At 50.8% G+C, this 24,967-nt stretch carries 22 protein-coding genes and 1 pseudogene; 14 read left to right on the plus strand and 9 right to left on the minus strand.

Going from position 1 to position 24,967, the window contains the following annotated elements:
* Nucleotides 1–45: 45 nt before the first annotated feature.
* Both fadD and C2M34_RS10150 read right to left on the minus strand, forming a co-directional pair.
* Complete coding sequence (fadD, locus tag C2M34_RS10145) at nt 46–1,710, minus strand: long-chain-fatty-acid--CoA ligase FadD (RefSeq protein ID WP_105201383.1); 1,665 nt, start codon at nt 1,708–1,710, stop codon at nt 46–48.
* A gap of 213 nt (nt 1,711–1,923) precedes the next feature.
* Nucleotides 1,924–2,790, minus strand: a complete 867-nt coding sequence (locus tag C2M34_RS10150) for an alpha/beta fold hydrolase (RefSeq protein ID WP_105201384.1) — start codon at nt 2,788–2,790, stop codon at nt 1,924–1,926.
* Nucleotides 2,791–2,871: 81 nt separating this feature from the next.
* Between C2M34_RS10150 and C2M34_RS10155 the strand changes: the two genes are divergently transcribed.
* Nucleotides 2,872–4,164, plus strand: coding sequence for an alkaline phosphatase (locus C2M34_RS10155; protein WP_105214060.1), 1,293 nt, complete (start codon nt 2,872–2,874; stop codon nt 4,162–4,164).
* A 94-nt stretch (nt 4,165–4,258) separates the two neighbouring features.
* On the opposite strand, the gene C2M34_RS10160 is transcribed toward C2M34_RS10155, so the two are convergent.
* From C2M34_RS10160 to C2M34_RS10170, 3 genes are all read right to left on the minus strand, one after another.
* Nucleotides 4,259–6,343: an EAL domain-containing protein gene (locus tag C2M34_RS10160; RefSeq protein WP_234398795.1), complete on the minus strand. Its 2,085-nt coding sequence runs from the start codon at nt 6,341–6,343 to the stop codon at nt 4,259–4,261.
* A 399-nt stretch (nt 6,344–6,742) separates the two neighbouring features.
* On the minus strand, nt 6,743–7,429 hold the full coding sequence (gene tsaB, locus C2M34_RS10165) for a tRNA (adenosine(37)-N6)-threonylcarbamoyltransferase complex dimerization subunit type 1 TsaB (protein ID WP_105258698.1): 687 nt from the start codon (nt 7,427–7,429) through the stop codon (nt 6,743–6,745).
* A 2-nt stretch (nt 7,430–7,431) separates the two neighbouring features.
* Nucleotides 7,432–9,342, minus strand: a complete 1,911-nt coding sequence (locus C2M34_RS10170; protein ID WP_105201389.1) for an ATP-dependent DNA helicase — start codon at nt 9,340–9,342, stop codon at nt 7,432–7,434.
* A gap of 168 nt (nt 9,343–9,510) precedes the next feature.
* Between C2M34_RS10170 and C2M34_RS10175 the strand changes: the two genes are divergently transcribed.
* The 11 genes and pseudogenes from C2M34_RS10175 (at nt 9,511) to C2M34_RS10225 (ending at nt 18,396) form a co-directional block, all read left to right on the plus strand.
* Nucleotides 9,511–9,912, plus strand: coding sequence for a hypothetical protein (locus tag C2M34_RS10175; RefSeq protein ID WP_105201390.1), 402 nt, complete (start codon nt 9,511–9,513; stop codon nt 9,910–9,912).
* Between the two features lie 486 nt (nt 9,913–10,398).
* The gene (gene hisG, locus C2M34_RS10180) at nt 10,399–11,298 is read left to right on the plus strand and encodes an ATP phosphoribosyltransferase (RefSeq protein WP_105258699.1); all 900 of its coding nucleotides are present in this window, start codon (nt 10,399–10,401) and stop codon (nt 11,296–11,298) included.
* Between the two features lie 6 nt (nt 11,299–11,304).
* A pseudogene (gene hisD / locus C2M34_RS10185) lies at nt 11,305–12,599 on the plus strand (histidinol dehydrogenase).
* Nucleotides 12,600–12,625: 26 nt separating this feature from the next.
* The gene (gene hisC, locus C2M34_RS10190) at nt 12,626–13,696 is read left to right on the plus strand and encodes a histidinol-phosphate transaminase (protein ID WP_105258871.1); all 1,071 of its coding nucleotides are present in this window, start codon (nt 12,626–12,628) and stop codon (nt 13,694–13,696) included.
* Nucleotides 13,697–13,722: 26 nt separating this feature from the next.
* On the plus strand, nt 13,723–14,784 hold the full coding sequence (gene hisB, locus C2M34_RS10195; protein WP_105258700.1) for a bifunctional histidinol-phosphatase/imidazoleglycerol-phosphate dehydratase HisB: 1,062 nt from the start codon (nt 13,723–13,725) through the stop codon (nt 14,782–14,784).
* Nucleotides 14,781–15,371, plus strand: coding sequence for an imidazole glycerol phosphate synthase subunit HisH (hisH, locus tag C2M34_RS10200; protein ID WP_105258701.1), 591 nt, complete (start codon nt 14,781–14,783; stop codon nt 15,369–15,371). Before hisB ends, hisH begins: the two co-directional genes overlap by 4 nt.
* 9 nt (nt 15,372–15,380) lie before the next feature.
* On the plus strand, nt 15,381–16,115 hold the full coding sequence (locus C2M34_RS10205) for a 1-(5-phosphoribosyl)-5-[(5-phosphoribosylamino)methylideneamino] imidazole-4-carboxamide isomerase (protein ID WP_105258702.1): 735 nt from the start codon (nt 15,381–15,383) through the stop codon (nt 16,113–16,115).
* Nucleotides 16,097–16,876, plus strand: coding sequence for an imidazole glycerol phosphate synthase subunit HisF (gene hisF, locus C2M34_RS10210; RefSeq protein WP_105258703.1), 780 nt, complete (start codon nt 16,097–16,099; stop codon nt 16,874–16,876). The genes C2M34_RS10205 and hisF overlap by 19 nt, the downstream gene beginning before the upstream one ends.
* On the plus strand, nt 16,867–17,475 hold the full coding sequence (hisIE, locus tag C2M34_RS10215; RefSeq protein WP_105258704.1) for a bifunctional phosphoribosyl-AMP cyclohydrolase/phosphoribosyl-ATP diphosphatase HisIE: 609 nt from the start codon (nt 16,867–16,869) through the stop codon (nt 17,473–17,475). Before hisF ends, hisIE begins: the two co-directional genes overlap by 10 nt.
* Nucleotides 17,476–17,618: 143 nt before the next feature.
* On the plus strand, nt 17,619–18,125 hold the full coding sequence (locus C2M34_RS10220; protein WP_105188961.1) for a hypothetical protein: 507 nt from the start codon (nt 17,619–17,621) through the stop codon (nt 18,123–18,125).
* A 73-nt stretch (nt 18,126–18,198) separates the two neighbouring features.
* A complete protein-coding gene (locus tag C2M34_RS10225; RefSeq protein WP_105201397.1) occupies nt 18,199–18,396 on the plus strand; it encodes a hypothetical protein in 198 nt (65 codons plus the stop codon).
* A gap of 3 nt (nt 18,397–18,399) precedes the next feature.
* Here the strand turns inward: C2M34_RS10225 and C2M34_RS10230 are convergent, their stop codons facing one another.
* Nucleotides 18,400–19,176 (minus strand): class I SAM-dependent methyltransferase, encoded by a 777-nt coding sequence (locus C2M34_RS10230; RefSeq protein WP_105201398.1) that lies wholly within the window; start codon nt 19,174–19,176, stop codon nt 18,400–18,402.
* A 71-nt stretch (nt 19,177–19,247) separates the two neighbouring features.
* Nucleotides 19,248–20,135 (minus strand): LysR substrate-binding domain-containing protein, encoded by an 888-nt coding sequence (locus tag C2M34_RS10235; RefSeq protein ID WP_105258705.1) that lies wholly within the window; start codon nt 20,133–20,135, stop codon nt 19,248–19,250.
* 128 nt (nt 20,136–20,263) lie between these two features.
* Here C2M34_RS10235 and C2M34_RS10240 point away from each other — a divergent pair, with 128 nt between their 5' ends.
* Nucleotides 20,264–21,244: a TDT family transporter gene (locus C2M34_RS10240; RefSeq protein WP_105258706.1), complete on the plus strand. Its 981-nt coding sequence runs from the start codon at nt 20,264–20,266 to the stop codon at nt 21,242–21,244.
* A gap of 111 nt (nt 21,245–21,355) precedes the next feature.
* Here C2M34_RS10240 and C2M34_RS10245 read toward each other — a convergent pair whose 3' ends face one another.
* Entirely contained in the window at nt 21,356–21,916 is a 561-nt protein-coding gene (locus tag C2M34_RS10245) for a fasciclin domain-containing protein (protein ID WP_105201401.1), read from the minus strand.
* A 174-nt stretch (nt 21,917–22,090) separates the two neighbouring features.
* On the opposite strand from C2M34_RS10245, the gene C2M34_RS10250 reads away from it, so the two are divergent.
* Complete coding sequence (locus C2M34_RS10250; protein WP_105258707.1) at nt 22,091–22,927, plus strand: glycosyltransferase family 25 protein; 837 nt, start codon at nt 22,091–22,093, stop codon at nt 22,925–22,927.
* Between the two features lie 120 nt (nt 22,928–23,047).
* Here C2M34_RS10250 and C2M34_RS10255 read toward each other — a convergent pair whose 3' ends face one another.
* Complete coding sequence (locus C2M34_RS10255) at nt 23,048–24,820, minus strand: M61 family metallopeptidase (RefSeq protein ID WP_105258708.1); 1,773 nt, start codon at nt 24,818–24,820, stop codon at nt 23,048–23,050.
* Nucleotides 24,821–24,967 lie beyond the last annotated feature (147 nt).

The raw sequence follows: 24,967 nt of genomic DNA on the forward strand, positions 1-24,967 counted from the left end.
GTACTCCTTAAAAAACAAACCGGCTATTTGCCGGTTTGTTCATCGCTATTTTTGTTCGTCTTTTAATGCGCGTCGCAGTATTTTCCCGACGTTGGTCTTTGGCAATTCATCACGGAATTCAACCAACTTGGGTACCTTATAATTAGTCAGGTTATCACGACAATGCTTTATTATATCTTTTTCCGTTAAAGACGGATCTTTTTTAACGACAAATACTTTAACTTGTTCACCGCTGACCTCGTGGGGCACGCCCACTGCGGCCACTTCCAGCACGCCTTCGTGATCGGCGATCACTTCTTCAATTTCATTCGGGAAGACGTTAAAACCAGAAACCAGGATCATATCTTTTTTACGGTCAACGATATAGAAAAAGCCTTCGTCATCGTAAGTAGCGATATCACCGGTGGCAAACCAACCATCCTTTAAACACTCGGCGGTGGCATCGGGACGATTATAATAGCCCTTCATTACCTGCGGGCCTTTCACCCAGAGTTCACCGGGCTCGCCCTTAGGCGCTTCTTCGCCATTATCCAGCATCAATTTAATGTCGGTGCTAGGAGCAGGCAGGCCGATTGAGCCATTGTAGGCTTCAAGGTCGTAAGGACTGACGGTCACTAAAGGCGAACATTCGGTTAAACCATAACCTTCCACTAGGCGGGTGCCTGTCACTTTCTGCCAGCGCTCTGCCACCGGGCGTTGCACCGCCATGCCGCCACCTAAGGACATTTTTAGGCTTGAGAAATCGATATCGGCAAAACCATCTGTGTTAAGCAGACCATTGAACAGGGTATTTACCCCGGTCACCACGGTAAACTTGTTGCTTTTCAGCTCCTTTACAAAGCCCTTCATATCACGCGGGTTGGTGATCAACAGGTTCATACCACCATACTTCATAAAGGTCAGGCAGTTCGCCGTTAGCGCAAAGATGTGGTACAGCGGCAAGGCGGTAACCACGATTTCTTTACCGCGCTCTAAAATATTATCCAAACAGCCGGATACCTGCTCCAGGTTGCCCACCATGTTGCCATGGGTCAGCATCGCCCCTTTTGACACACCGGTTGTACCACCCGTGTATTGCAAAAAAGCCAAGTCATCCAAGGTCACATGCGGGCGTTGATAAGTAGCCGCATTGCCCTTTTTCATCACCTCGGTGAAAGCAATGGTGTTTTTGAGCTGATAAGCCGGCACCATCTTCTTGATATATTTGACCACAAAGTTAATCAGATGCTTTTTCAGACCGCCGACCATATCACCCACTTCGGTGACGATCACATGCTTAACCTGAGTATGCGCAATGGCTTTTTCCAGGGTATGGGCAAAGTTGGCAAGAATGAAAATGGCGTCCGCCTCTGAGTCATTCAACTGATGCTCAAGCTCGCGCGCAGTATAAAGCGGGTTAACGTTGACCACTACACAGCCGGCGCGTAATACGCCAAGAATACTCACAGGTGTTTGCAGCAGGTTGGGCATCATCACCGCGACTTTAGAGCCGGGTTTAAGACCTAGGTCGTTATTAATGTATGAGGCAACCTTCTTGGTCGCTTCGTCAAGCTGCTGATAGCTCAGCGCCACACCCATGTTTTTAAATGCGGGTAGGTGGGCAAAATCATTAAAACTTTTTTCAAATAGTGTCAGTAAAGAGTCGTAATGAGCGGGGTCTATGGTTTCTGGACAACCCTTTGGATAACGCTTAAGCCAGATTTTCTCCACACTAGGCTCCTATTAATTTGTTCTTATAATGGTTTATCTTAGAAGTCATGAGTCTCGGCGTGATCAGGCACGACGCCAAACTGAATGTGCGTCTAGCCCCCCTCTTCGGAAGTGACTTATCGCACTACTAACCTTAATCTAAGTTGTAATTTTTAACAATTGAGCAAAAGCTCTAATTTTTGCGATATTCCCATAATTACGGCAAAGTTACAATTATCTTGCGCCACTTTGACGCAAGTGTGCACCAATAAGCTGCGCGCACTCAGACGCGCTCTGCATATGACAATGGTGGCCGCCAGCTACTACTTTAGCACTTAACTGACTGTAATGATGAGCAAATTTATGCTCATTTTGGTGCACCATAGAATAGCCCGCGGTGCCTTTAATAAGCAGAGTCGGTACCTCTATAATATCGAGCAGAGCATGGGCCTGAGCCTCACTGTAGCGAAAAGCGGAATAATGCTTAATACGCGGGTCGGTGCGCAGCCGCACTCCCCCTTTGGGGCCTGGCTCCATATTACGGGCCATCAACTCATTGCCTACCGACTCATCAAAATCGCTCATTGCCAGGCGTCGGGCTATTAAGTCAGCGGCACTTGGGTATTCACGTATCTTTTCGCCCCGAGCCCGTTGTGCTAAGGCGCGTATTAGCAGAGCCTTGGCCTCTTCGGGCTCGGCATACACCAGGCCGATACCTTCAATCAGGGTCAAGCTACTGATGTGCTCTCCAAAGCAGGCCGCATATAAAGAAGCCACCATGGCGCCTAAAGAATGGCCGACAAGATGCACCCTTCGTGCCTGACACTGACTTATTACCTGATGTAAATCATCCACATAATCAATAAAGTAATAGTGTGCCTGAGGGTGGCGCCACTGGGATAAACCATGCCCGGCCCAGTCAAAGGCATAAAATGGCAGGTTCAAAGATAACGCCCGCATCAAGGGTGCAAAACTGCCGCTGTTATCCTGCCAGCCATGACAGGCGATCACTACATCGTCCTGATGCAAGCCCATGGCCTGTTGGCTATTGCTCAGGCCGCACAGGGTCAGAGCGCGGGTATTTATTGAAAATGTATGCAAAACAGCTCCATTTCACCGCAAGGCGGTTTATTTTCATAATCTAGGGTATAGAATGGCGGCAACTGACAATAGGACTTTGACATGAAACCAACATTTTCTTTGGCTGCCCTTTCCTTCGCCAGCTTTTTTGCCAGCGCCGATGCGCCAACACCGAAAAATATAATATACATGATTGGCGATGGCATGGGACCTGCCTACACCACAGCTTACCGCTACTATCAGGACGACCCAAGCACAGCCGCTGTTGAGGCCACCGTCTTTGATTCTATGCTCACAGGTATGGCGCACACCTACCCGGATGATGACACTGTGGTGACCGACTCAGCCGCCGCGGCCACCGCCTTGGCCACAGCAACCAAGACGTATAACGGTGCGGTTTCCGTAGACGCCCAAAAGCAAAAATTAAAAACCATGCTCGAAATCGCCAAGGAAAAGGGCATGACCACGGCTTTGGTGGTGACATCGCAAATAAACCACGCGACGCCCGCCAGTTTCACCGCTCATAATGAAGCCAGATACAATTATGACGCCATAGCCAACGACTATATCGATAATAAAATCAACGGCAAACTACCGGTAGATCTTATGCTCGGCGGCGGCACCCAGTACTTTATCCGTGAAGACAGAAACTTAGTCAATGAGTTTATCGCCGCCGGTTATCAGTACAGCGACAGCTTTGCCCAACTAGAGCAAATCGAACAGGTACCGGCCTTGGGTCTGTATGCCGCCAAAGGTCTGCCCTTTGCCCTTGATAGTGACCCGCTACGTCTATCTAAGATGGCTCATAAGGCCCTGTCTTTGTTAGAGCAAAACGAGCAGCCATTTTTTATGATGATCGAAGGCAGTCAAATCGACTGGTGCGGCCATGCCAATGATATCGCCTGTACCATGGCGGAAATGCACGACTTCGCCGAAGCCATCAAGGTCGCCAAGGACTTTATCGCTAAAAACCCCGATACCTTATTGGTGGTTACTGCCGATCACTCCACCGGTGGCTTAACCATAGGTGCTAAGGGTCAGCGTAAATGGCAGGCGGATGTGATTAAGGGCGTCCAAGCCACCGCCGAGGTGATAGCCGAGCGCCTTATGACCAGCGACAATATGCAGGAGCAATGGCAGGCCGACACAGGCATGGCCTACACCAAAGATCATGAGGTGTTACTCACTCATGCTAAACAAGTGGATGAAGAGGCCTTGGTATTGACGGTGAAAAAACTGATCAACGAGGCCAGCTTCACCGGCTGGACAACCTCAGATCATACCGGTGTAGATGTGCAGGTGTTCGCTCATGGTGTGGGTCGCGAGCAATTTAACGGCTCACAAAATAATGTAGATATCGCCACAAAGTTAATATCATTTATTAACAAACAATAACAATGTTGATATCTATGTAATATTGGGTTACTGTTGAACTTGCTTGTTAACATAGTTTAACAACCCTACTGAAAACTGAAGACTCAAAAGCCGCTCATAGAGCGGCTTTTTTACTTTCGGTGGCAGGTAAACCCTGTTTGATGGGCACAGGAGTCGCCGAACCCTGCTCGGCATACTTAAGTATTGCCTGCTCCAACGTCAGTGGACGATCAAAGTAATAGCCCTGTAACTGCTTGACCGGTAAAGGGGTAATAAAATTAGCATGGAAGTCTGTCTCTATGCCCTCGGCCACTACCTCAAAACCCAGCTTATGACACAATTGCGTCAGGCTTTGATAAAGAATAATGGCCGGATCATTCTCATCAGTGGGTAACAGGCTGCGATCGAACTTAATGGTGTCGACATTGAGTTTACTGAGCAAACTCAAACAGGAGTAGCCGGTACCAAAATCATCCACTGCGCAGCGGATCCCCTCGCTACGCAATTTCGCCACTATCTCCTGAGTACGGCTAAAATCATCTACATAGGAAGACTCCAAAATCTCCACTTCCACTTGTTCCGGAAACTTGCTGAAAGCGCGGATCACCCGCTTGTAGCGACGATAGATCAGGTTGCGCGGAGAAATATTAAAGCTGATTTTAGGCGCCAACTGGTAGCGATGAAATTGCTGCAGATCCAACTCCAATTGGTCAATTACAAAGCTGTCGACCACATCCATCATTTGAAAACGGTCCAGCACCTCGATAAACCAGGGGCTGATAATGGTGCCATCGCTTTGTTTATGGCGCAGCAGCGCCTCAAAGCCAAGGATGCGCTTGCTCCGCTTACAGATTTTAGGCTGATAATACAGGCATAAGGCACCCTCTTTCAGGGTTTCTATGACCTCGGTCAGGCGCTTTTGCTCGGCAAATTTTTCGCTGTCTCGTTTGGCAAAATGAGTCTCCGCCTGGCGCTCGAGTTGGCGCCCGGCACTCACCCTTTTAACCAGCATATCCAGTTGTCGACCACTGACATTGTGCTCTCTATTGGCCTTTACAAAGGGCAGATAGATTAACGTGCTTAACGCAATAAGCAGCGCCTGCCAAAGTACCCCAGTTATACTGCCGGTGGCCAAATAGCCACTCATAAACACAGGTGTAAACCAGGGAATATCCGCCCCGGCAACCAGAGGCAACCAGCCTTGGCCGATCATCAGGTTACTCAGCAAGGCATTAACCAAGGGCACCAGGATAAAGGGCACAACAAAATAGGGGTTTAACACTAAAGGCAAGGCGTAAACCAGGATTTCGCTAAGGTTAAACAGGGCCAGCGGCGAGCCGAGCCTGGCAATACTGGCTTCATGAGTACCCCGCCCCTGCATTAGGCAGGCAATCAGCAAACCCCAGATACAACCGGAGCCACCGAGCAAAACAAAGGCATTGAGATAACTTTGCCCGTCCATAGCAAAGCTCAACATATAGTCGCTCATCTGCGGCGCTGCCATAATCTGATAGGCATGGTCGCCATGAATGCCAAATAACCACAGCACATGGGCGCTCAACAGCTGCATGGTGAGCTTTTCATTGCCGCTCCACTGACTCTGCAGCTCGTTGAGCTGACTAAGTGCCGAGCCAAGCATGGAATCAACCATGGGGAACAGCATAAAGGTGGCAAGCACCACCAGAATATAGGGAAACATTAAATTCAAGTGCTTGACCAAAAACAAGCTGATATTGCCAACGGGCATAATACGCAACCAGCGCGCACGCAAAATGGCACGCATGGTATAGCAACAAAAAATGGGCATTACTATGGTGTAAAACACACCGGCACGATTGTTAATCCCTATGCTGCCATCATCGAGCACATAAATATAACCTGTGGCCAGGGTAAAACAGGTAAGCACCAAAATAGGCACGGCTATGCTGTTTAGCTTGAGGTTTTTGGCCAGGTAATAACTAAAGGAAAGCAAGGTGGTCAGGGGAAACAAGGTCCAGACCAAGACATTAAACGTGCTCAAAAATGCATAGCGAGCGCCCAGGTCTTCATAATTCAACCAGTGCGTAACCAGGGTTACCAAAGCTGCCATCACAAAAAATGGGATCAGGGCAATATACCCCTCTCGCAAGGATAGAATGACCGTATTGGCGGCTAGTTTGGCTGCTCCACGGGTAAACACGGCAAATACGCGTTGGTGCACAATAGTACTAACTTATTATTATTTTTTATTTGTTCTTAAAGTAACCCTTTATGGTGATATTGTCCACATATTAACAATGTATTATCACAATTCGCGAAATGTAAATATGCTTAAGTGATAACCGTTGCCATCGGTGAAAAGCTGATGTTTTGAACTTACATGCACAGAGGGTCCAGGGCTTGTACTTCTGCACGGCCTTGTAAGAAGACATATTCAGGGTAAGGAACAATGGCGACGCTGTTACGCGCCCCACTTTATTGGTGCACAAGAATACGCGCACCTGGGGTTAAAGCTGATGCGCACTTGGTGAAGCTTGGCTGATAGGGCAAATGATCTGTGTTGGCTTATGACAAAAACCAGGTTTTAACAGTGATCAAGAGCCCCTGGTTAGCGCAATAATTATTCTCGACCCGGTAACTTCTTCCAGGTTACTGTGTCGCGTACATACACTGGCTGCGCCGACGCCGCATCGGCGACATTGCCCTTGGCGAATTCACTCGCCAACAGCGGCAACATATAGCGGCTATCGGGCAAGGTGATCTCCTTATCCACTTCAACCTGGCTCAAACTTCCGGCCAGCTCAGTATAGGTTTGCCACCCCGTGCCCACGGCCACTGCAGCGCTAAATGGGCTGGTCACGGCAGCAGGTTCTAGCACCTGTTGTTCACCAACTAACTGAGCTAAACCGTCTTTTTCCTCATAGGCACCAAGATATACCTCACCCATGCGCGCATCTATGGCCGCCAATATTGTGCTGGCACCACGCTCGCTAATTGCCTGCTGCGCCATCATAGCCAGCGATGAAACACCTATCACCGGAGTCTTGGTAGCAAAAGCCAAACCTTGGGCAACAGAAACACTGATACGAACCCCGGTAAAACTGCCTGGACCCTGACAATAACCAATCACATCCACATCCTGAATATCGCAATTTGCCTGTTTGAGCAGCGCATCGATTTCATCGAGAATACGCTGACTGTGCTGCTGCGGGCACACTTCAAAAAAGTGATAGAGTTTATCCTGATGCAATAAGGCAAGCGATAAGGCTTCGGTCGAGGCGTCAAGGGCTAGGATGGTTTGGCTCATAGTTACTCTATAGTTTGTAAAAAGGCGGTCACTTGATTCATGTCGCGACAACGACGCATATTGGGCAGGCTTTGTAAAAACACCTGGCCATAGTCTCGAGTCACAACGCGGTTGTCACATAATACTAAAACACCACGATCTTGGCTATCGCGGATCAAACGACCAACCCCTTGTTTTAGGGCGATCACCGCCCGTGGTAATTGAATTTGCGCAAAGGGATCGCCGCCACCACGTTCACATTCCTGCATGCGTGCCTGCAACAGGGGATCATCCGGGGCAATAAAGGGCAGCTTATCGATCACCACACAGCTAAGGGCACTGCCGCGCACATCCACCCCTTCCCAAAAAGAAGCGGTGCCCATTAATACCGCATTACCATGGCGGGTAAAACGTTCCAGCAACAAGCGCTTCGACATCTGCCCTTGAACAAAAACAGGATACTCCATTTGCTGGCATAACACCTCGGCCACCATGTACATCACCCGGTACGAGGTAAAGAGCAAAAAGCAACGGCCCTTGGCCGCCTTAATCACCTGCTGGCAAATTCCCACCAAGGCACGCGGCATTTCCGGGGAATTGGCAGGTGGTAAATAGCGAGGCAAACAAAACAGCGCCTGTTGCTGATAATCAAAAGGGCTGGCCAACATCAACTGATGCGATGGGGACAAGCCCAGGGCATCGCTAAAATGGGTCAAATTATTGTTGACCGACAGGGTTGCCGAAGTAAATACAAAACCGGCCTCGCGCTCGGCCAACATGGCTTTAAACTTGGCGGCAATATTTAAAGGCGTGATATGAATACTGACATGGCGGCGGCTGGCCTCATACCAGTAGCTATAACCGCTTGGGGCAACATCGAACACCCGTTCGAATTGTGCTATCAGGCTCATCAATCGCTCTAACAAGGGCTCCACCAGCTCACTGCGTTCCAGACCAAGTTTAAGCACCTGGTTTAAAAACTGCAGATCTTTACTGACTCTGTGCACCGCATCACACAAGGACTTGTTGCTTAACGCCTGCCGCCAGTCGCCGCGTCCGCCGTCATGGGGTAATTGCAGGCGCAAATCCAGGGTTGCCGCTTCAAGCTTATCCAGGGTTTTACCCAGTTGCAGCATATCCCGTAATTCGGTGCGATAGAGCATGCGGGCGTCGGTGATAAAGGCAAACACCTTTTTCGTTGATACACTTTCGCCAAAATAATCGCTGGCGATATCCGCCAATTGATGGGCTTCATCGAAGATATAACCATCGGCGCCGGGCAATAATTCGGCAAAGCCGCTTTCTTTGACCGCCATATCGGCAAAAAACAGGTGATGGTTAATGACCACAATATCCGCCTCGGCGGCACGCAGGCGGGCTTTGCGAATAAAGCAGGCATCGAAGTCCGGACATTCCTTGCCCAGACAATTATCTGCGGTGGAAGTAACATAGGGCAGCACCTTGGCATCGTCTTCTATGCCCGGGCAGTCGGCAATATCGCCGCTGCGGGTTTCCCCGGCAAACTTTGCCACCATGGCCAGTTGATGCATAATGTCAGTGTCATCGCTGGGCACATGAGCGACATGCTGGTTCAAACGATAATGACACACATAGTTGCTGCGCCCCTTAAGCAGGGCTTTTTTCTTGGCACTGCCAAGGGCCTTGTAGACCGTGGGTAAATCGCGGTGATAAAGCTGCTCTTGCAGGGCCTTGGAGCCGGTGGAAATAATGTATTTGCCCTTATTGGTCAGCGCCGGCAGTAAATAAGCAAAGGTTTTGCCTGTGCCTGTTTCCGCCTCAACCACCACCTGCTCAGCATTTTTAAGCGCCGAGTCACACACTCTGGCCATATCAATTTGCGCCTGGCGGGGACGATAGCCCTTAAAGGCCAGCGCCAAGGGGCCTGTGGGTGAAAAAAGCTGCTCTATGCTCATAGTAGGATTAAATTAAAGGCGCCAGCAAAGACAAAATAGGCGCCGATCATAGCCGAAAATTAAATCTACTCCAACTTGCGTCTCAAGACTTGGCTTTGTACCTGTTTTTATGTACCCTAGCGCATGTTCAATTTATAAACTAACAGTCTGAACTAAAAGGATTTATCTATGAACAAAATGACTATCACCTGTGCCCTTGCAGCGGCAATCACTTTAGCTGGTTGTGGCAGCACTCCTCCTCGTGTGGCGCAAGAAAAAGTGGTGACCATCAATGGCGCCGAGATGACTTTTGGCGGCGTCTACAATGTCGATAAAAATAACTTGGAATTAAGCATTAACGGCGAGCCGGTGATGAAAGGTCGCTTCGCTCCTTATACCCCGACGCTTAACCTAAGCACAGATTATCAAGGTGAAGATATCAGCAGCTATTGCTACTTTGGCTCTGTATTACAAGAGCGCGGCGGCAAGTTTGGCATGATAGCCGGTATGATCCAGGCCTCGCAGCAAAAATCTGGCGACAAATGTGAGATCAAAGTAGCCGGTGAAATCAAAGAGCACCTGTACTTCTAGGCGCTAGTTACGCCCAGACATCAAGGCGAGGAGAAACATCCTTGCCTTACTCCCGCCCCCCATGTACATCAAGTCGCTTTCTCTCATTAAAAAACCTTAGCAAACTGCTCATCCTTAACCTCGAAAAGATCAAATAAACCCTGGCATTACACTACTTATCACTTTGATAATACTGGTTATATTGTCAACGGTTATAGATTAGACTTTAACGCTATAAAAAAATTAGTTGCAACAAATGCAAACTCTGTGCTTATCTATAAGCGAACTCAATCACCTTATTTCAGTTTAGCAACAACACGAGCGCAAACATGACTTATACACTGACAACTACTATTCATCATCATCGCCACATCATCGAATAGCCTGTCAGGTATTTCGCTGGGGGGTTATTCCTAAAAGGAACCTCCGGCGCGACTAAAAAACCAGATTCATTTTCGCCCCGAGGATCCCTCGGGGTTTTTAGTTTTTTAACTTAGGAAATGAATTATGAGCAACACCAACCGTTTACGTATCGCAATCCAAAAATCAGGGCGCTTATCTAAAGACTGCCAAGAACTGCTTAAACAATTGGGCATCAAATTAAATCTGCGCGAACAACGCCTTATCGCCCACGCTACCAATATGCCCATAGATGTACTAAGAGTACGGGATGACGATATTCCGGGTTTAGTCATGGATGGCGTTTGCGACTTGGGGATTGTCGGCGAAAACGTACTCGAAGAAGCCCAGGCCGAGCGTGCCCGCGGTGGCAACAAAGGCTCGGTGAAAAAGCTTGCCAAGCTCGACTTTGGTTACTGTCGTCTGGCGCTGGCCTGGCCACAGGAGCTTGGTAAACAGGATAAATCCTGGTTTACCGGCAAACGCATTGCCACCACCTACCCCGAGATCCTAAGCAAATACCTGGAGCGCGAAAACATAGATGCCAGCGTGGTGATGTTAACCGGCTCGGTTGAAGTCGCCCCACGTGCAGGTCTGGCCGATGCCATTTGCGATCTGGTCTCGACCGGCGCCACCTTGGAGGCCAATGGCCTGATGCAGGGCGACACCATTTTAGAGTCCAACGCCTGCTTGATCCAAAACGAAAACCTAGCGGATGCAGACAAGCTGGCACTAATCGACAAACTCATGCCTCGCCTTCGCGGTGTAAAACAAGCCAAAGAAAGCAAATACATCATGATGCACGCCCCTAAAGCCAGGCTTGATGAGGTGTGCGCCCTGTTACCCGGCACGGGTCAACCTACCCTACTGGCTTTGGCCGGCAGCGAAGAGTACGTGGCCCTGCACATGGTCAGCAGCGAGACTCTGTTTTGGGAAACCATGGAATCGCTAAAAGCCCTCGGCGCCAATTCCATCCTGGTTATGCCCATAGAAAAAATGATGGAGTAACGGCCCGTGATTGACTGGAATACCCTTAGCCCAGCAGCACAAAAAGTGATGCTACAGCGCCCGGCGGTGAGCGCCGCCGATGACGTACGCCCCGTGTGCGAGGAAATACTCAAGCGCGTACAAAGCGATGGCGACAGCGCACTTCGCGGCTATGCCAACCGCTTTGATGGCCGTGCAACCGATGCACCGCTGCTTTGCAGCGACCTTGATTTTGCCGACGCCGAGCAAGCGCTCGATCCCGAACTAAAGGATGCGATAAAACAGGCGTACAATAATATTCGCCGTTTTCACTTGGCCCAGGTGCCAAAGAACATCAGCCTAAGCACCCAGCCCGGAGTGGCCTGGAGTTGCGCTACCAGGCCATCGACGCCGTCGGCATATACGTGCCAGGCGGCAGTGCGCCATTGCCTTCCTCGGTATTGATGCAAGGTGTGCTGGCGCAAATTAGCGGCGCGCAGACTGTGGTGCTGGCCACCCCGGTCAAGGGCGATGCTGCTATTGCCCCGGCCATCCTCTACGCGGCAAGCCTCTGCGGCATTAAGCTGGTGCTTCAAATCGGTGGCGCACCGGCCATTGCCGCCCTGGCCTACGGCACGGAGACCGTGCCCCAGGTGAATAAGATTTTCGGCCCGGGCAATGCCTATGTGACCATGGCCAAGCAATTGTGCGCCCAGCAGGTGCCCGGGTTAGCCATAGATATGCCCGCCGGACCTTCGGAATTGTTAGTCATCGCCGATGCACGCGCCAATGGCGAATTTATTGCTGCGGATCTGCTATCTCAGGCGGAGCACGGCCCAGACTCTCAGGTTATTCTCCTTAGCGACAGCGCCGAGGTGATCGCAGCGACAGAAAAGGCACTGGCAGAGCAATTAAAAACCCTGCCACGCGCCCAGATTGCCAAGGCAGCCCTTGAAAACTCAGCACTGTTCAAGGTGCAAAGCATTGCCCAGGCCGTGGAAGTCTCCAATTTATACGGGCCCGAGCACCTGATTCTGCAACTTGGCGAAAGCGCCGAGGTCTTGCCTAAGATAAAGAATGTCGGCTCGATTTTTGTCGGCGATTACACCCCTGAATCGGCCGGTGATTATGCCTCTGGCACCAATCACGTCTTGCCTACATACGGCTACTCAAAGGTGTATTCAAGCCTGAGCCTGCTGGATTTTTATCGCACCTATACGGTGCAAACCGTCACCAAAAGCGGTTTGGCCGATTTGGCAAAAGCAATTATTCCCATGGCTGCAGCAGAAGGGCTCGACGCTCACGCCAATGCCGTTCGCATCCGTTTAGGAGAAAAACAGTGAGCACCGACGTAAAACAAAGCGATACCCTGACGTTGCCACAAGGCCTATTACCGAAAAATATTGCCGACCTCAGTGCCTACAGCTCGGCAAAGAGTGAAAAGCTCAGCGGCTCAACCTGGCTCAATGCCAACGAAAGCCCTTATAACCGCGAATATCAACTCAGTGGTCAGGCTCTCAACCGCTACCCGGATCCGCAGCCGCAGCAGGTGATCCAGGCCTACGCTGACTATGTGGGCTTAGCGCCAGAGCAGGTGGTGATGACCCGAGGCGCCGATGAAGGCATAGAGCTGCTGGTACGCACCTTCTGCCAGAGCGCAAAGGACAGCATCGCCATTTTTGCGCCCACCTATGGTATGTATAAGGTCACCGCCGACACCCATAATGTCGCGCTCAATACCCTGAGCCAGGACTTATTGCTCCAAGGCGAGGTGGATGAGATTTGCACCCAGGTTGGCGATGCCAAGCTGGTGTTTATCTGTAACCCCAATAACCCCACCGGCGCCTTGGTAGGCCAAGATAAAATCGCCGCCATTGCCACGCGCCTAACAAGCAGCGCTCTAGTGGTGGTTGATGAAGCCTATATCGAGTTTTGCCCTGAGCAAAGTGCGGTTTCTTTACTGGCTGACTACGCCAATGTGGTGGTGCTACGCACCCTGTCCAAAGCTTTTGCTCTGGCGGGTCTGCGCACAGGTTTTACCCTGGCCAACACCCAGGTCTTGGCACCACTGCGCAAGGTCTTAGCGCCCTACCCGGTTTCCACCGTGGTGGCCGACATCGCCGCACAAGCGCTGAGCACCGCAAACATAGCGTCAATGCGCCGTCAGGTGGACACTTTAAATGCCCTTAAATCACGCTTGCAACAATGGCTGGAACAAAGCGATGCGGTCACACGGGTGCTCAAAGGTGAGGGTAACTTTGTCACCTTGCAGCTAAAAGACAAAAACGCCATTGCCATTGCCTATCAGCGGGGCCTGGTCATGCGCCCCTTTACCCTTTATGGAGTGGACGATTGGCTGCGTATTTCCATCGGCAATGAGCAGGAGCTCGGTGAGGTCAAAGCCTGGCTGGATTCATTAACCGACTCCACTGCAAACTAATAACAAGGCACTTTTTAGGAACTAATATGAGCAACCCCTATTTATTTATTGACCGCGACGGCACTCTGATTGAAGAGCCTATCAGCGATAAGCAAGTCGACAGCCTAGAGAAATTAGCCTTGTTACCCGGTGTTATCCCAGCGATGCTCGCCCTGCAAGCGGCCGGCTATCGCCTGGTGATGGTGTCTAACCAAGATGGCCTGGGCACGGACAGTTTCCCGCAGGCGGACTTCGACGCGCCGCACAACAAAATGATGGAGCTATTTACCTCCCAAGGCATTCACTTTGAAGACGTGCTGATCTGCCCGCACTTCGATTGCGACAACTGCCAATGCCGTAAACCAAAAACCGGTTTGCTGGTCGACTTAATGCGCTCAGGCAAGGTGGATATCGCCAACTCCTATGTCATTGGTGACCGTCAGACCGATATTCAATTGGCCGAAAACCTCTGTATGCAGGGCATCTTGTATCAGGATAACTGGGCGCAAATAGTCACTCGCTTGACTACCGCCGACCGCCAAGGCGCCGTCAGCCGCGACACCAAGGAAACGAAAATTGCCGTGGCACTGAACCTGGATGCCAATAAAAGTGGCGAAATCAGCACTGGGCTGGGCTTTTTCGACCATATGCTTGATCAGATCCGCACCCACGCCAATATTTACCTGGATATTAAGGCCAGCGGCGATTTGCACATAGACGAGCACCACCTGGTCGAAGATGTGGGCATCGCCTTGGGTCAGGCGCTGCGCCAGGCTCTTGGCACCAAGTCGCAAATTGCTCGCTATGGCTTTGCTCTGCCGATGGACGAGTGCAAGGCCGAAGCGCAAATCGACTTATCCGGTCGCGCTTCGTTTGTGTTAAATGCCGATTTTAGCCGTGAAAAAGTCGGCGATATGGATGTACAAATGGTGGAACACTTTTTTAAAAGCCTTAGCGATAACGCCGCCCTGTCGCTGATTTTAAGTGTCACGCCTGGGAATTGTCACCACCAGGTTGAGGGCCTGTTTAAGGCCTTCGCCAGGGCGCTGCGCATGGCCATCAGCAAAGACAGCTCGCAACAAATGGCCAGCTCCAAGGGGGTTTTATGATAGCCATAATCAACACCGGCTGCGCCAATATCAATTCGGTGCGCTTTGCTTTTGAGCGTTTGCATACTCAGGTTGATGTGATCACCGACGCCGAGCAACTAAGCCGCTATGAACGCGCTGTATTACCGGGAGTGGGCCATGCCAAGGTTGCCATGGCGCGCCTGATTAACGGCGGCTGGCAAGAAGCCATTAAGGAATACCAAAGGCCATTACTGGGCATTTGTTTGGGCATGCAGTTGCAGTGCGAGCACACGGCCGAGGGCGACACCCCCTGTTTAGGCATCATTCCCGGCGCCGTCGGCGAGCTTGAGGTGGGGAATTTAAGTGCCCCGCACATGGGCTGGAATACCCTAAAGATCACCAAAACGCACCCACTGACCAAGGGTGTTAAGGATGACGATCAGGTGTACTTTGTGCACAGCTTCGCCCATGGCTGTAACCATGCAACCCTGGCCACCAGCGAATACGGCCAAACGTTTTCGGCCATGGTCGCCCAGGACAACTACGCCGGGATGCAATTTCACCCGGAGCGCAGCGCCAAAGTGGGCGCGCGCTTACTGCAAAACTTTATTGACTGGCAGCTTTGAGGACGCATTATGATTATTCCAGCATTAGATGTATTACAACAACAAATCGTGCGTTTATTTCAGGGCAAATACGACACCGCCCAGTTCTATCCCTTTGACTTGGCCGAACGGCTAATGGAATACCAGCAACAAGGCGCACAAAAGTTGCACTTGGTTGATTTAGAAGGGGCGCGAGATCCAAGCAAAAAGCAATGGCGACAAATTCAGGCAGCCACCAAGGCGCTCAACGTCGGCTATCAGGTCGGCGGCGGTATTCGCACCGGCCAGGATATCGAGCAGTGGCTTGAGGCCGGCGCCGCTCAGGTGGTGATTGGCTCCAAAGCAGTCAATAACCAAGAGCAAGTGGCAAGCTGGATAAACCAATACGGTGCACCGAAATTTGTCATTGCCTTGGATGTGAATAACACCGAAAAGGGCTGGATGCCCGCCACCCATGGCTGGCTGGAAAGTGGTGATGTCTCCTTGTTTGAGCTTATCGACTTTTACACCGAAATTGGGGTGCAAGACTTTTTATGCACCGACATCAGCAAAGACGGCACCATGAGCGGCCCTTCCTTTGCTTTGTACGAGCAACTGCAGACGCATAACCCCAGTCTGCGCATTCAGGCCTCCGGTGGCGTCAGCTCATTAGCGGATATTCGTCGCTTAAAAGAAATTGGCACCCAAGGGGTGATCTTGGGTAAATCCCTGCTTGATGGCGCCTTTACGGTTGAGGAGGCACTAGCATGTTATCAAAACGCATAATCCCCTGTTTGGATGTGAAAGACGGTCAGGTCGTTAAGGGCGTACAGTTTAAAGGCCATGAAATCGTCGGCGATATTCTTGAGTTGGCCAAGGCCTACAGCGATGCGGGCGCCGATGAGCTGGTGTTTTATGAAATCAGCGCCAGCGTGGAAAAACGCCTGCTTGATGTGAATTGGGTCGAGCATATAGCTCGTCATATCGATATTCCGTTTTGCGTTGCCGGTGGCATCAAGTCCGTCGCCGATGCCGCGCGGGTGCTTGAAAGCGGTGCCGATAAAATCAGTATCAATAGCCCGGCCATTGCCCGTCCCGAGCTTATTCGCGAGTTACACGACGAATTTGGCAAACAATGCGTGGTGGTGGGCATCGACAGCTTTTTCGATGCCCACAGTGGCGAGTATCTGGTCTATCAGCTTACCGGCGATCCCAACAGCTCGTCTCGCACCCGCTACAATACCCTGGAATGGGTTGAGCAAGTGCAGGCCCTCGGCGCCGGTGAAATCGTACTAAACTGTATGAACCAAGATGGTGTGCGCAAGGGATACGACATTGAACAATTGGCTAAAGTACGGGATATCTGCCACGTGCCCTTAATCGCCTCCGGTGGCGCCGGAAAAATCAGCGACTTCAGTGAGGTATTTAAAAAGGCCCAGGTCGATGGCGCCCTCGCCGCCAGCGTATTTCATAAGAACCTGATAAATATTAACGAATTAAAACAACACCTAGCCGATAACAAGATAGCGACTCGATTATGCGAATAGATATTAGCAATGTAAGCGATGTGAATTTTGCCAAGTGCCCTTTGATCCCAGCCCTGGTACAGGACTTTATTACCGGGCAAATTCTCATGCAGGGGTTTATGGATCAGGCGGCACTCACCCACACCCTGGAGCAAAAGAAAGTCACCTTTTACTCCCGTTCAAAACAGCGTCTGTGGACCAAGGGCGAAAGCTCCGGTCACTTTTTAGAAGTTGAAGCAATCTACACCGATTGCGATCAGGACTCGATTCTGATCATGGCCTACCCACAAGGCCCCACCTGTCACCTCGGCACCCAAAGTTGCTTTGGCGATGCCAAGCCCAGTTTGGGCTTTTTAGCCGAGCTGGAGCAAATCATCATCGACCGTAAGGATGCGGATCCACAAACGAGCTACACAGCATCACTGTTTGCCAAGGAGCTCAGCCGCAGTTGCCAGAAGGTAGGCGAAGAAGGGGTTGAGGTCGCCTTGGCGGCGATGAAAAACGACAATAACGAGCTCACCGATGAAGCCGCCGATCTCCTGTATCACTTAATTGTGTTGCTGCAGCGCCAAGGCTTATCCTTAGGAGATGTGGTAGCGCGGTTGCAGTCTCGGCATTAGCCGGGTCAGCGCCCCAAAAAGGCCGCACTTGTAAGTAAATAGCTGTTTAGGTGGGCAATTATTCACTCTCTGGGTGTTTTACATTGCCACACCGCCCAGAGATTTTGTATGCTTAGGCTACTACAAATAAGGACCTGTTTGCCATGAAAGCAATTTACCCAGCATTAGCGGCCGTTATTCTCCTCGCCGGCTGCGCCAGCCCAGCGCAAAAACAGCAACAAACCTATGTCGATAACCTTTCATCCTGCGACAAAATCCAAGCCTTGATGTCGGCCTATGACAATCAGTTTGATGGTTTGAAAATGGCACGCACCCAGTCCAAGTTTATCGACAGCTGGCAGGCCCGTTATCACCTGGTGGGCGACAGCTGCCAGATCAGCGCCCTGCACGAGCGCACCTATGCCTATAGCTGCCAGCAAACCTACGCGGATAAAGACGGAGCCCTGGCAATCCACCAAAAAGCATCGGATTTTACTCGCCAATGCTTAGGCGAAGGCTGGTATGAGCAACAAAAAGAGTCTGAAAACTCACTGCGCACCACCTTCGTAAAAGACGACGAGACTCCGTCTGTGTCCATCCATACCGGCAAGTCGCTGTCGCGCAAAACCCCTTGGATGACGTCGTACGATATCGGCAAGGTAAAGAAATAACGCCTAAATGCACAGCAGAAAAAAGCCGAAGTCAGTCTTCGGCTTATCGAAATAACAAAGGAAGTGTTTCAGGATGAGAAAGGATATCTACAATAACGGCAAGCATGCATTAGTCATTGCTGCAGGCACGGCCATTTACCAAACCATAGTTGCCACGCACACACCCATCGATTTCTATCGCCCCATCTATATCGGCCTTATTGCCTTTATTCTGCTTAGTATTGGCAGCATCATTAAAACACTGCTACTTCAGCGAGCGTCGCGACCATAAGCGTTATTCCGCAATTTTACGAGCCTTGACCCCATACACCAAGGGCACTTGCTGGCCGTTATGTAACTTCTGATAACCACGACCGGGCACCGGCTCTAACCCCTCAAAACAATTGTAGGGGCTGTAGGGATATTCGTTAAAGGCTTCGATGCTTAGGCCCGCACCTATTAAGGCGCTCATCACCTCGCTGAGCGAATGCGACCAGCACACGGTCGTTGAGGTGGTGCCATCACAATTTTCCGTGTAGGTGCCTTCTTCCTCCACATCGGGCTGCTCACTTGGAAAATAGGCGTAGCCGCTAAGCACATCGTTAATGGGATGAAACTCTACCAGGTGAAACTCCCCGCCTACTTTCAAGGCTGCGGCTATGGTCTGGGCCCACAGGGTTAAATCCGGTAACCAGCAAATGGTGCCGTAGGAGGTAAACACCAGATCGTACTGCTGGGTATTTTCCTGGCCAAAGCGATAGATATCCGCTTCGATAAACTGAGCGTCCAGCCCTAAGGCATGTTTCAAGGCGTTGGCCTGGGCGATGGCTTGCGAGGATAAATCGACCCCGGTCACCTTTGCCCCTAGGCGTGCCCAGGACAAGGTATCTTGACCAAAGTGACATTGCAGGTGAAGCAGGGACTTACCGGTCACATCACCTACCTGTTCACGTTCAATGGGATTAAGGGAACAGCGGCCATTTTTAAAAGCCTCAACGCCGTAAAATTCAGACGCTATATGCACCTGAGTTCTTTTATCCCAAGCGGCCTTATTAATTTGCAAATAATCCATGGTGTTTCCTGTTGTTATATTTTCACCCGTTTGCTTGCCTCAAATTAGCTCGCTATCGACTCAAGAGTTTTTTACTGTGCGGACCAACTCTCACAAAAGCGCATAAACTGCTTAAGTAACGGGCTTTGATATTTTTCTTTATGGTATAACAGCCAATAATCCCGTGTAAGTGTGATTGGCAAGTTCAATATGCTCACCCGCTTTAACTGTTCAGCCTGGCTCAAGGCTCGGCGTGACAAACAGGTAATGCCGAGCCCGGCGGCGGTGCTGTTAATAATGGCCGAGGTGCTATTGAGCTCAAACGCCAGTTGCCACTTGCTTAATCGGGCGCCAAGGTGATTTAGAAAGTATTCCCGGGTACCTGAGCCGGGCTCACGTAACAGCCAATGCTGCTGCTCCAGATCCGCTAGCGTGGGCGCCGACAACTGCGCCAGCGGATGCTGCGGATGGCAGGCCACCACCATCTCATCGCCCAGCCAGGGAATACTATGAAGCTCACCATGATGAACCCTGCCCTCTACCAGGCCGATATCGAGCTCAAACTCACACAACTTCTGGCATATCTGCGCGGTATTGGCGATATACAAGGTCTGCTCGAGATGACCCGAGGTGGTACGAAAATCTCGCAATAAAAACGGCGCGACCTGATTGCCTAGGGTATCACTGGCACCGATGTTTAACTTGCCGGTGATCGCGCCCTGCTGACTAAACAAATGCTCAATATCCTGACTGCGCGCCAGCAATTCATCCGCAAGGGGCAATAAGCGACGCCCCTGCTCATTGATCAGTAAGCGGTTATTGTGACGATCAAAAAGCTGCTGTCCCAGTTGCTTCTCAAGCTCACTCAGCGCCATGCTGACCGCCGGCTTAGATAAACATAGCTTCTCGGCGGCGCTGGTGATACTGAGTTCCTGAGCCACGGCCACAAACACCCGCAATTGTCGTAACGCAATATTCATGCGCCCCCTGTTAAGTATTACTTAAAGATATGCTAAATATTTTAAAATATATTAAACCAACATTTCCCCTTACACTAGTGCCCAAATCGCGCGACTCGCCGATGGAATAAACACTCAAAGGGCTAAGCATGACCATAAGTGAACGACAATCCAGGTTAACCAAGGTACCTACTCCCTTATCAGGGTTAGCCCTGGGGATAGCCTCATTGGGCTGGTGTTGGGAGAACGCCGCCGCTTTGAACGGCCTGGCGCAAGCCTCAGGGGCCTTAATCGCAACGGCGTTATTGCTGCTGGTACTGGCCAAGTTTCTCACTCATCCCCTTACCTTGCGGGAAGACTTGCGTCATCCGGTGACAGGGAGCGTGTTGCCCACCTTTACTATGGCCACCATGGTGGTATCGAACGCCTTGGGCGCGCTCACCCCTGCGCTCGCTCAAGGACTCTGGCTAGTGGCCGTGCTGTTGCACTGCGTGTTCTTCGCACTGTTTGTGTACCACCGTTTAAGCGACTTTCAACTGGATCACATGGTGCCAAGCTGGTTTATCCCGCCCATCGGCATTATTGTTGCTGACGTCACCTTTCCCGGCGGCACGCTGCGCCCTTTAGCAGAAGCTTTACTGATTTTTGGTATGGCCATGTATGCCCTGATGCTGCCGCTTATGCTCTATCGCTTACTCTTTAATGAACAGGTTGCCGATGCCGCCAAGCCCACCTTGGCCGTGCTGGCAGCGCCTGCGAGTCTGTCACTGGCCGGTTATCTTTCCTTGGTTCACGGTCCTTCGCCGCTGGTGATAGGTGTGTTGCTCACCCTGGCGGTACTGATGACATCCGTGGTGTATCTGGCATTTTTTAAGCTCCTTCGCCTGCCCTTTAGCCCAGGTTACGCTGCCTTTACCTTTCCGCTGGTGATAGGTGCCAGCGCACTGTTTAAAGTCGCGGATTGGATGACAGTCACTGGCTGGCAAGCAAAAGAAATTGGCTGGGTAATATCCTTGGCCCAGCTTGAATTAATGGTAGCCACCTCGATTGTTGTGTATGTCTGCGGCTGCTATTTACACCATTATCGCCCCCAGGCAAGCGAGGTGAAATCCAGCGCAACGCCCATTTAACTGCCGTCATCGGGAAGCGCCATGGCGCTAATAAACGTGGGTGGTGAACAGCACAAAAAAAAGCGCTCCTAAGAAAAGGAGCGCTTTAACTGAGGACAGTGATTACCATCACTAAGGAATGAGTACGGTGTCAATGATGTGCACCATGCCGTCTGCCAAGCGATTGTCTATGTTCACTAGGCCGGCTTCAGAACCATTGGCAATGATCAGGCCACTGTCGAACATAATGGTGTTGCCATCGAGCATGGTTAACTGTTTCGCTCTCACTACCGAGCGAGAATTACGCACCCCATCGGTCACATGATAGGCAAGCACCCCGGCCACCCCTTCAACACCCAACAAATTTACCACGGCGTTGTAAGCATCCTCGTCATTGTCCGTGTTGGTGAGGTTGTAAAATGCCTGGTCGTTTGGCGCAAATACGGTGAAGTCGGTGCCATCGAAAATTCCTATGGTGTTGGTATCGATCAGCGCTGCAACCAAGATATCGAAATCACCGCCATTATCGTCAAAGTCAAACGGGCTGCCAGAAGCGCCAACGGCAAATTCAACTATGCTGGCTGGCGACTTATCGGCCCATTTGGGGGTATCGGCCATAGCCGGCGACGCCAGGGTGGCGCTCAGCGCTGCGGCAATAAGGGTGGTGTGTAAAGAGCGGGCTAGAGAATTCATGGTCTGAGTCCTTATACATGTCTGATAAAGGGAGATTCACATTCACTACAGCCATCTCTACGTGTCTATTATTCAATCAGATCACATTTTTCTTTTAGACCTGCTTCCCCCCCCATAACACTATGGACACTCAGACCTTTAACGTAACCACCCTGTCATCTCGAATACACAGCTATGACTTATTCCTATCCCATACTGGCGCCAAGACAATCGGTGGAGAGCATGATGATCCCCATTTATGTGATTAACCTTAAAGGCAGTGACAATAGACTGCAACGGGCGACGCAACAACTAACCGCACAAGGGTTAACCTTTGCACGCATTGATGCGGTGAATGGCCGCCAACTATCTGCAGCGCAAAAGCGTGAAGTGGTGGATGACAAAGCCAATCGCAACAAGTTCTACCGCCCTTTAAGCGATGGCGAAATCGGCTGTTACCTTAGCCACAAAAAATGTTGGCAAACCCTGCTCGATAGCCAAAGCGAGTATGCCTTGGTGCTTGAAGATGACTTTTCCCTGGTCGGGGATCTTAAGTCCAGCCTGGCGTCGGTGTTAAATCACAAGTTCCCGGTAGACATCATCAAGCTTTGTAATTATCAGGGGCGAGAGCGCACCAACAAGTTCAGCACCGAGCTGGATAACACACACAAATTAGTGATCCATGATAAGCCGTTAAGCGGCTGCTGTGCCTATGTGATCAGTCGCTTCGGCGCAAAGCAGATGTTGGCTCATGCAAATAAGATTTATCGTCCGGTGGACACGGACATTCAGCATACCTGGGAGACCGGCGTTTATGTTGGTGCCCTTCATCCCTACCCCATAGCCCAGGACAACTATTTTGACAGCGATATAGCCAGTAAGGGACGAAATAAGCCCAAGGCCTATCCGCTGCAAAAGCAGTGGCTGGCCTTGCACAATTGGACGCCTGCTTACAGGGCGCGACGCCATTTGGTTGCCCTGCTCAGAAAGCAGGGCCGTAGAGCTTACCCTATCTCTGCAACCACCGCCTAAGTGCGTTTTAAAGGAATAACCCTAGGTGTCGGTGCTCTACGCCGACACCTCAACAAAGTTGCATGTGAAATAACCAAGACACCCACTTTAAAACAATTTTTAAGGTGGGTGTCCGCGTAATTAGTCGCCTAATTCAACGCCCATCCAGGCTTTGAATAGCGCCTGTTGCTGCTGTGTAGGTGCTTTTACCGGCTGTACTTTGGCATCCTTATCATAATCCTGCCCAAGGATAAGGTTCACTTGTTGTAAACGGTCGCGACGAAAAAAGCTCACCGATACCTTATCACCCGCACTATACGCACTTAAGGTGGTAGCCAGGTCGGTACTGATGCGACGACCATCAATGGCAACGATCAGGTCGCCTGCTGTCAATCCGGCCTGCCAACTTGCGCCGCCACGACGCACATGATCCAGCTTAAGCAAGCCCTTGTCGGTGCTGGTATTTACATCCAACGAGGCAATCTGTTTAGCATCTTCAGGATACACGCGCTCCAAGCCCACGCTAGTGAGTAAGGCGTCAAAGTCCAAGTTCATAGGCGCTTCCACATTCTCGGCCCACCATAAGGAGTAATCCTGACCGCTCAGCTCGTTCAAGATGGCAATCACGTCTTGCTCATTAAAGCCCTTGGGCAATTTATGCCTGTTATAGAGCTGACGGTGTACATCGCGGTAGCTCACCTGGCCGTTTGAATCACTCAGGAGTTTTAAATCCAATGCCATAGACAGCAAAGAGCCCTCCGAGTAAATATTGGTGCTGTAGTTGCGACCATGATCACCGCCTTGATTGATCCATTTATCAAAGCTGGTATGGGCGGCACTTTGCACCTCACGTCCCGGCGTCTTAAGGTGGGTGTTAATACGCTTACCCAAGTCCTTAAAGAATTCCTTCTTGGTCATTAAGCCCGAGCGTAGCAAAAGATGATCTTCCAAATAACTAGTGGAGCCTTCCGCCAGCCATAATAAACGCGTGTAATTCGGCGCGACATAGTCATAGGGCACCATGCCTTCGGGGCGATAGGCTTTAACGTTCCAGGTGTGAATAAACTCATGCGCGGCGGTGGCAATAAAGCCCAAATAGTCTTCGCGCTTGGCAAACTTATCACGGTGGCGCTGAATAATGGTGGAGTTAAGATGCTCGGTGGCACCACGCGCGCCAGAGGTGGCATGTACCATAAACACATAACGCTCATAAGGGTAGTCATCCCAAACCACATGACCGGTTTGTACCAGGGTTTTCAGGTCGGCCACCATCTGTTCGCTGTCGTAGTTGCCTTCGCCCCAAATAACCAGCTCATAATCGCGGTTATCGACCGAGAAGGAGTGCAGCTCATTGATACCCGTTTCTATGGGTGAGTCCACTAAGACATCGTAATTTGGAGCAACAAATTGATGTTGGTTCTTGCCCTTGTTCATTCCCGACACCGAGCGCCAGCCCTTAGGTACTTCCAGCTGTACAGTCACAGGCTCATTGCGCGTCGCCTCGCTGTACATAAAAAAGCCGGAGGCATCGATAAAGGCATGGGTGTCATCAATATGACGGGCACGTAAACCCAATTCATTGGCATAGACCTGATAACTCAAGGTCACGGCGGTGGGCTCGTTTAAGAAAATACGCCAGGTGCTTTTATCAATTTTTTGCCATTTCAGAGCTTGGCCCTGCGCGTCGGTGGCGTTGAAGTAACGCACGCCGTTAGCTAAGTTGAGGATGTCGTAACGCCCGGTGCGCCAGGCCGGGAACTTGGCATCTATATGACTTTGCCCGGTTTTGGCAAAGTTGACACTGACATCACCTAAGTGATGAGCACCCTGGTCGATGGAAATTTGATAATTTGTGGCGGCCTTTGCCACCGAGGAAACCAGCAGCATAGCCGCCGCAACTAGGATTTTTTTCACTGCACACCTGTTGTCTTGGTAGTTTGCGCGCAGCCTAACAAAGCACCGGTCGCGCCACAAAATTTTGCGTTCAACTGCCGGAAAACTATTGCCTATTCACCCGAAGACTTTGCCCCTACACAAACCAAAGCCAAGCCATTAACCCCT

Source organism: Pseudoalteromonas sp. T1lg88, from assembly GCF_002964765.1.
GTDB lineage: Bacteria > Pseudomonadota > Gammaproteobacteria > Enterobacterales > Alteromonadaceae > Pseudoalteromonas.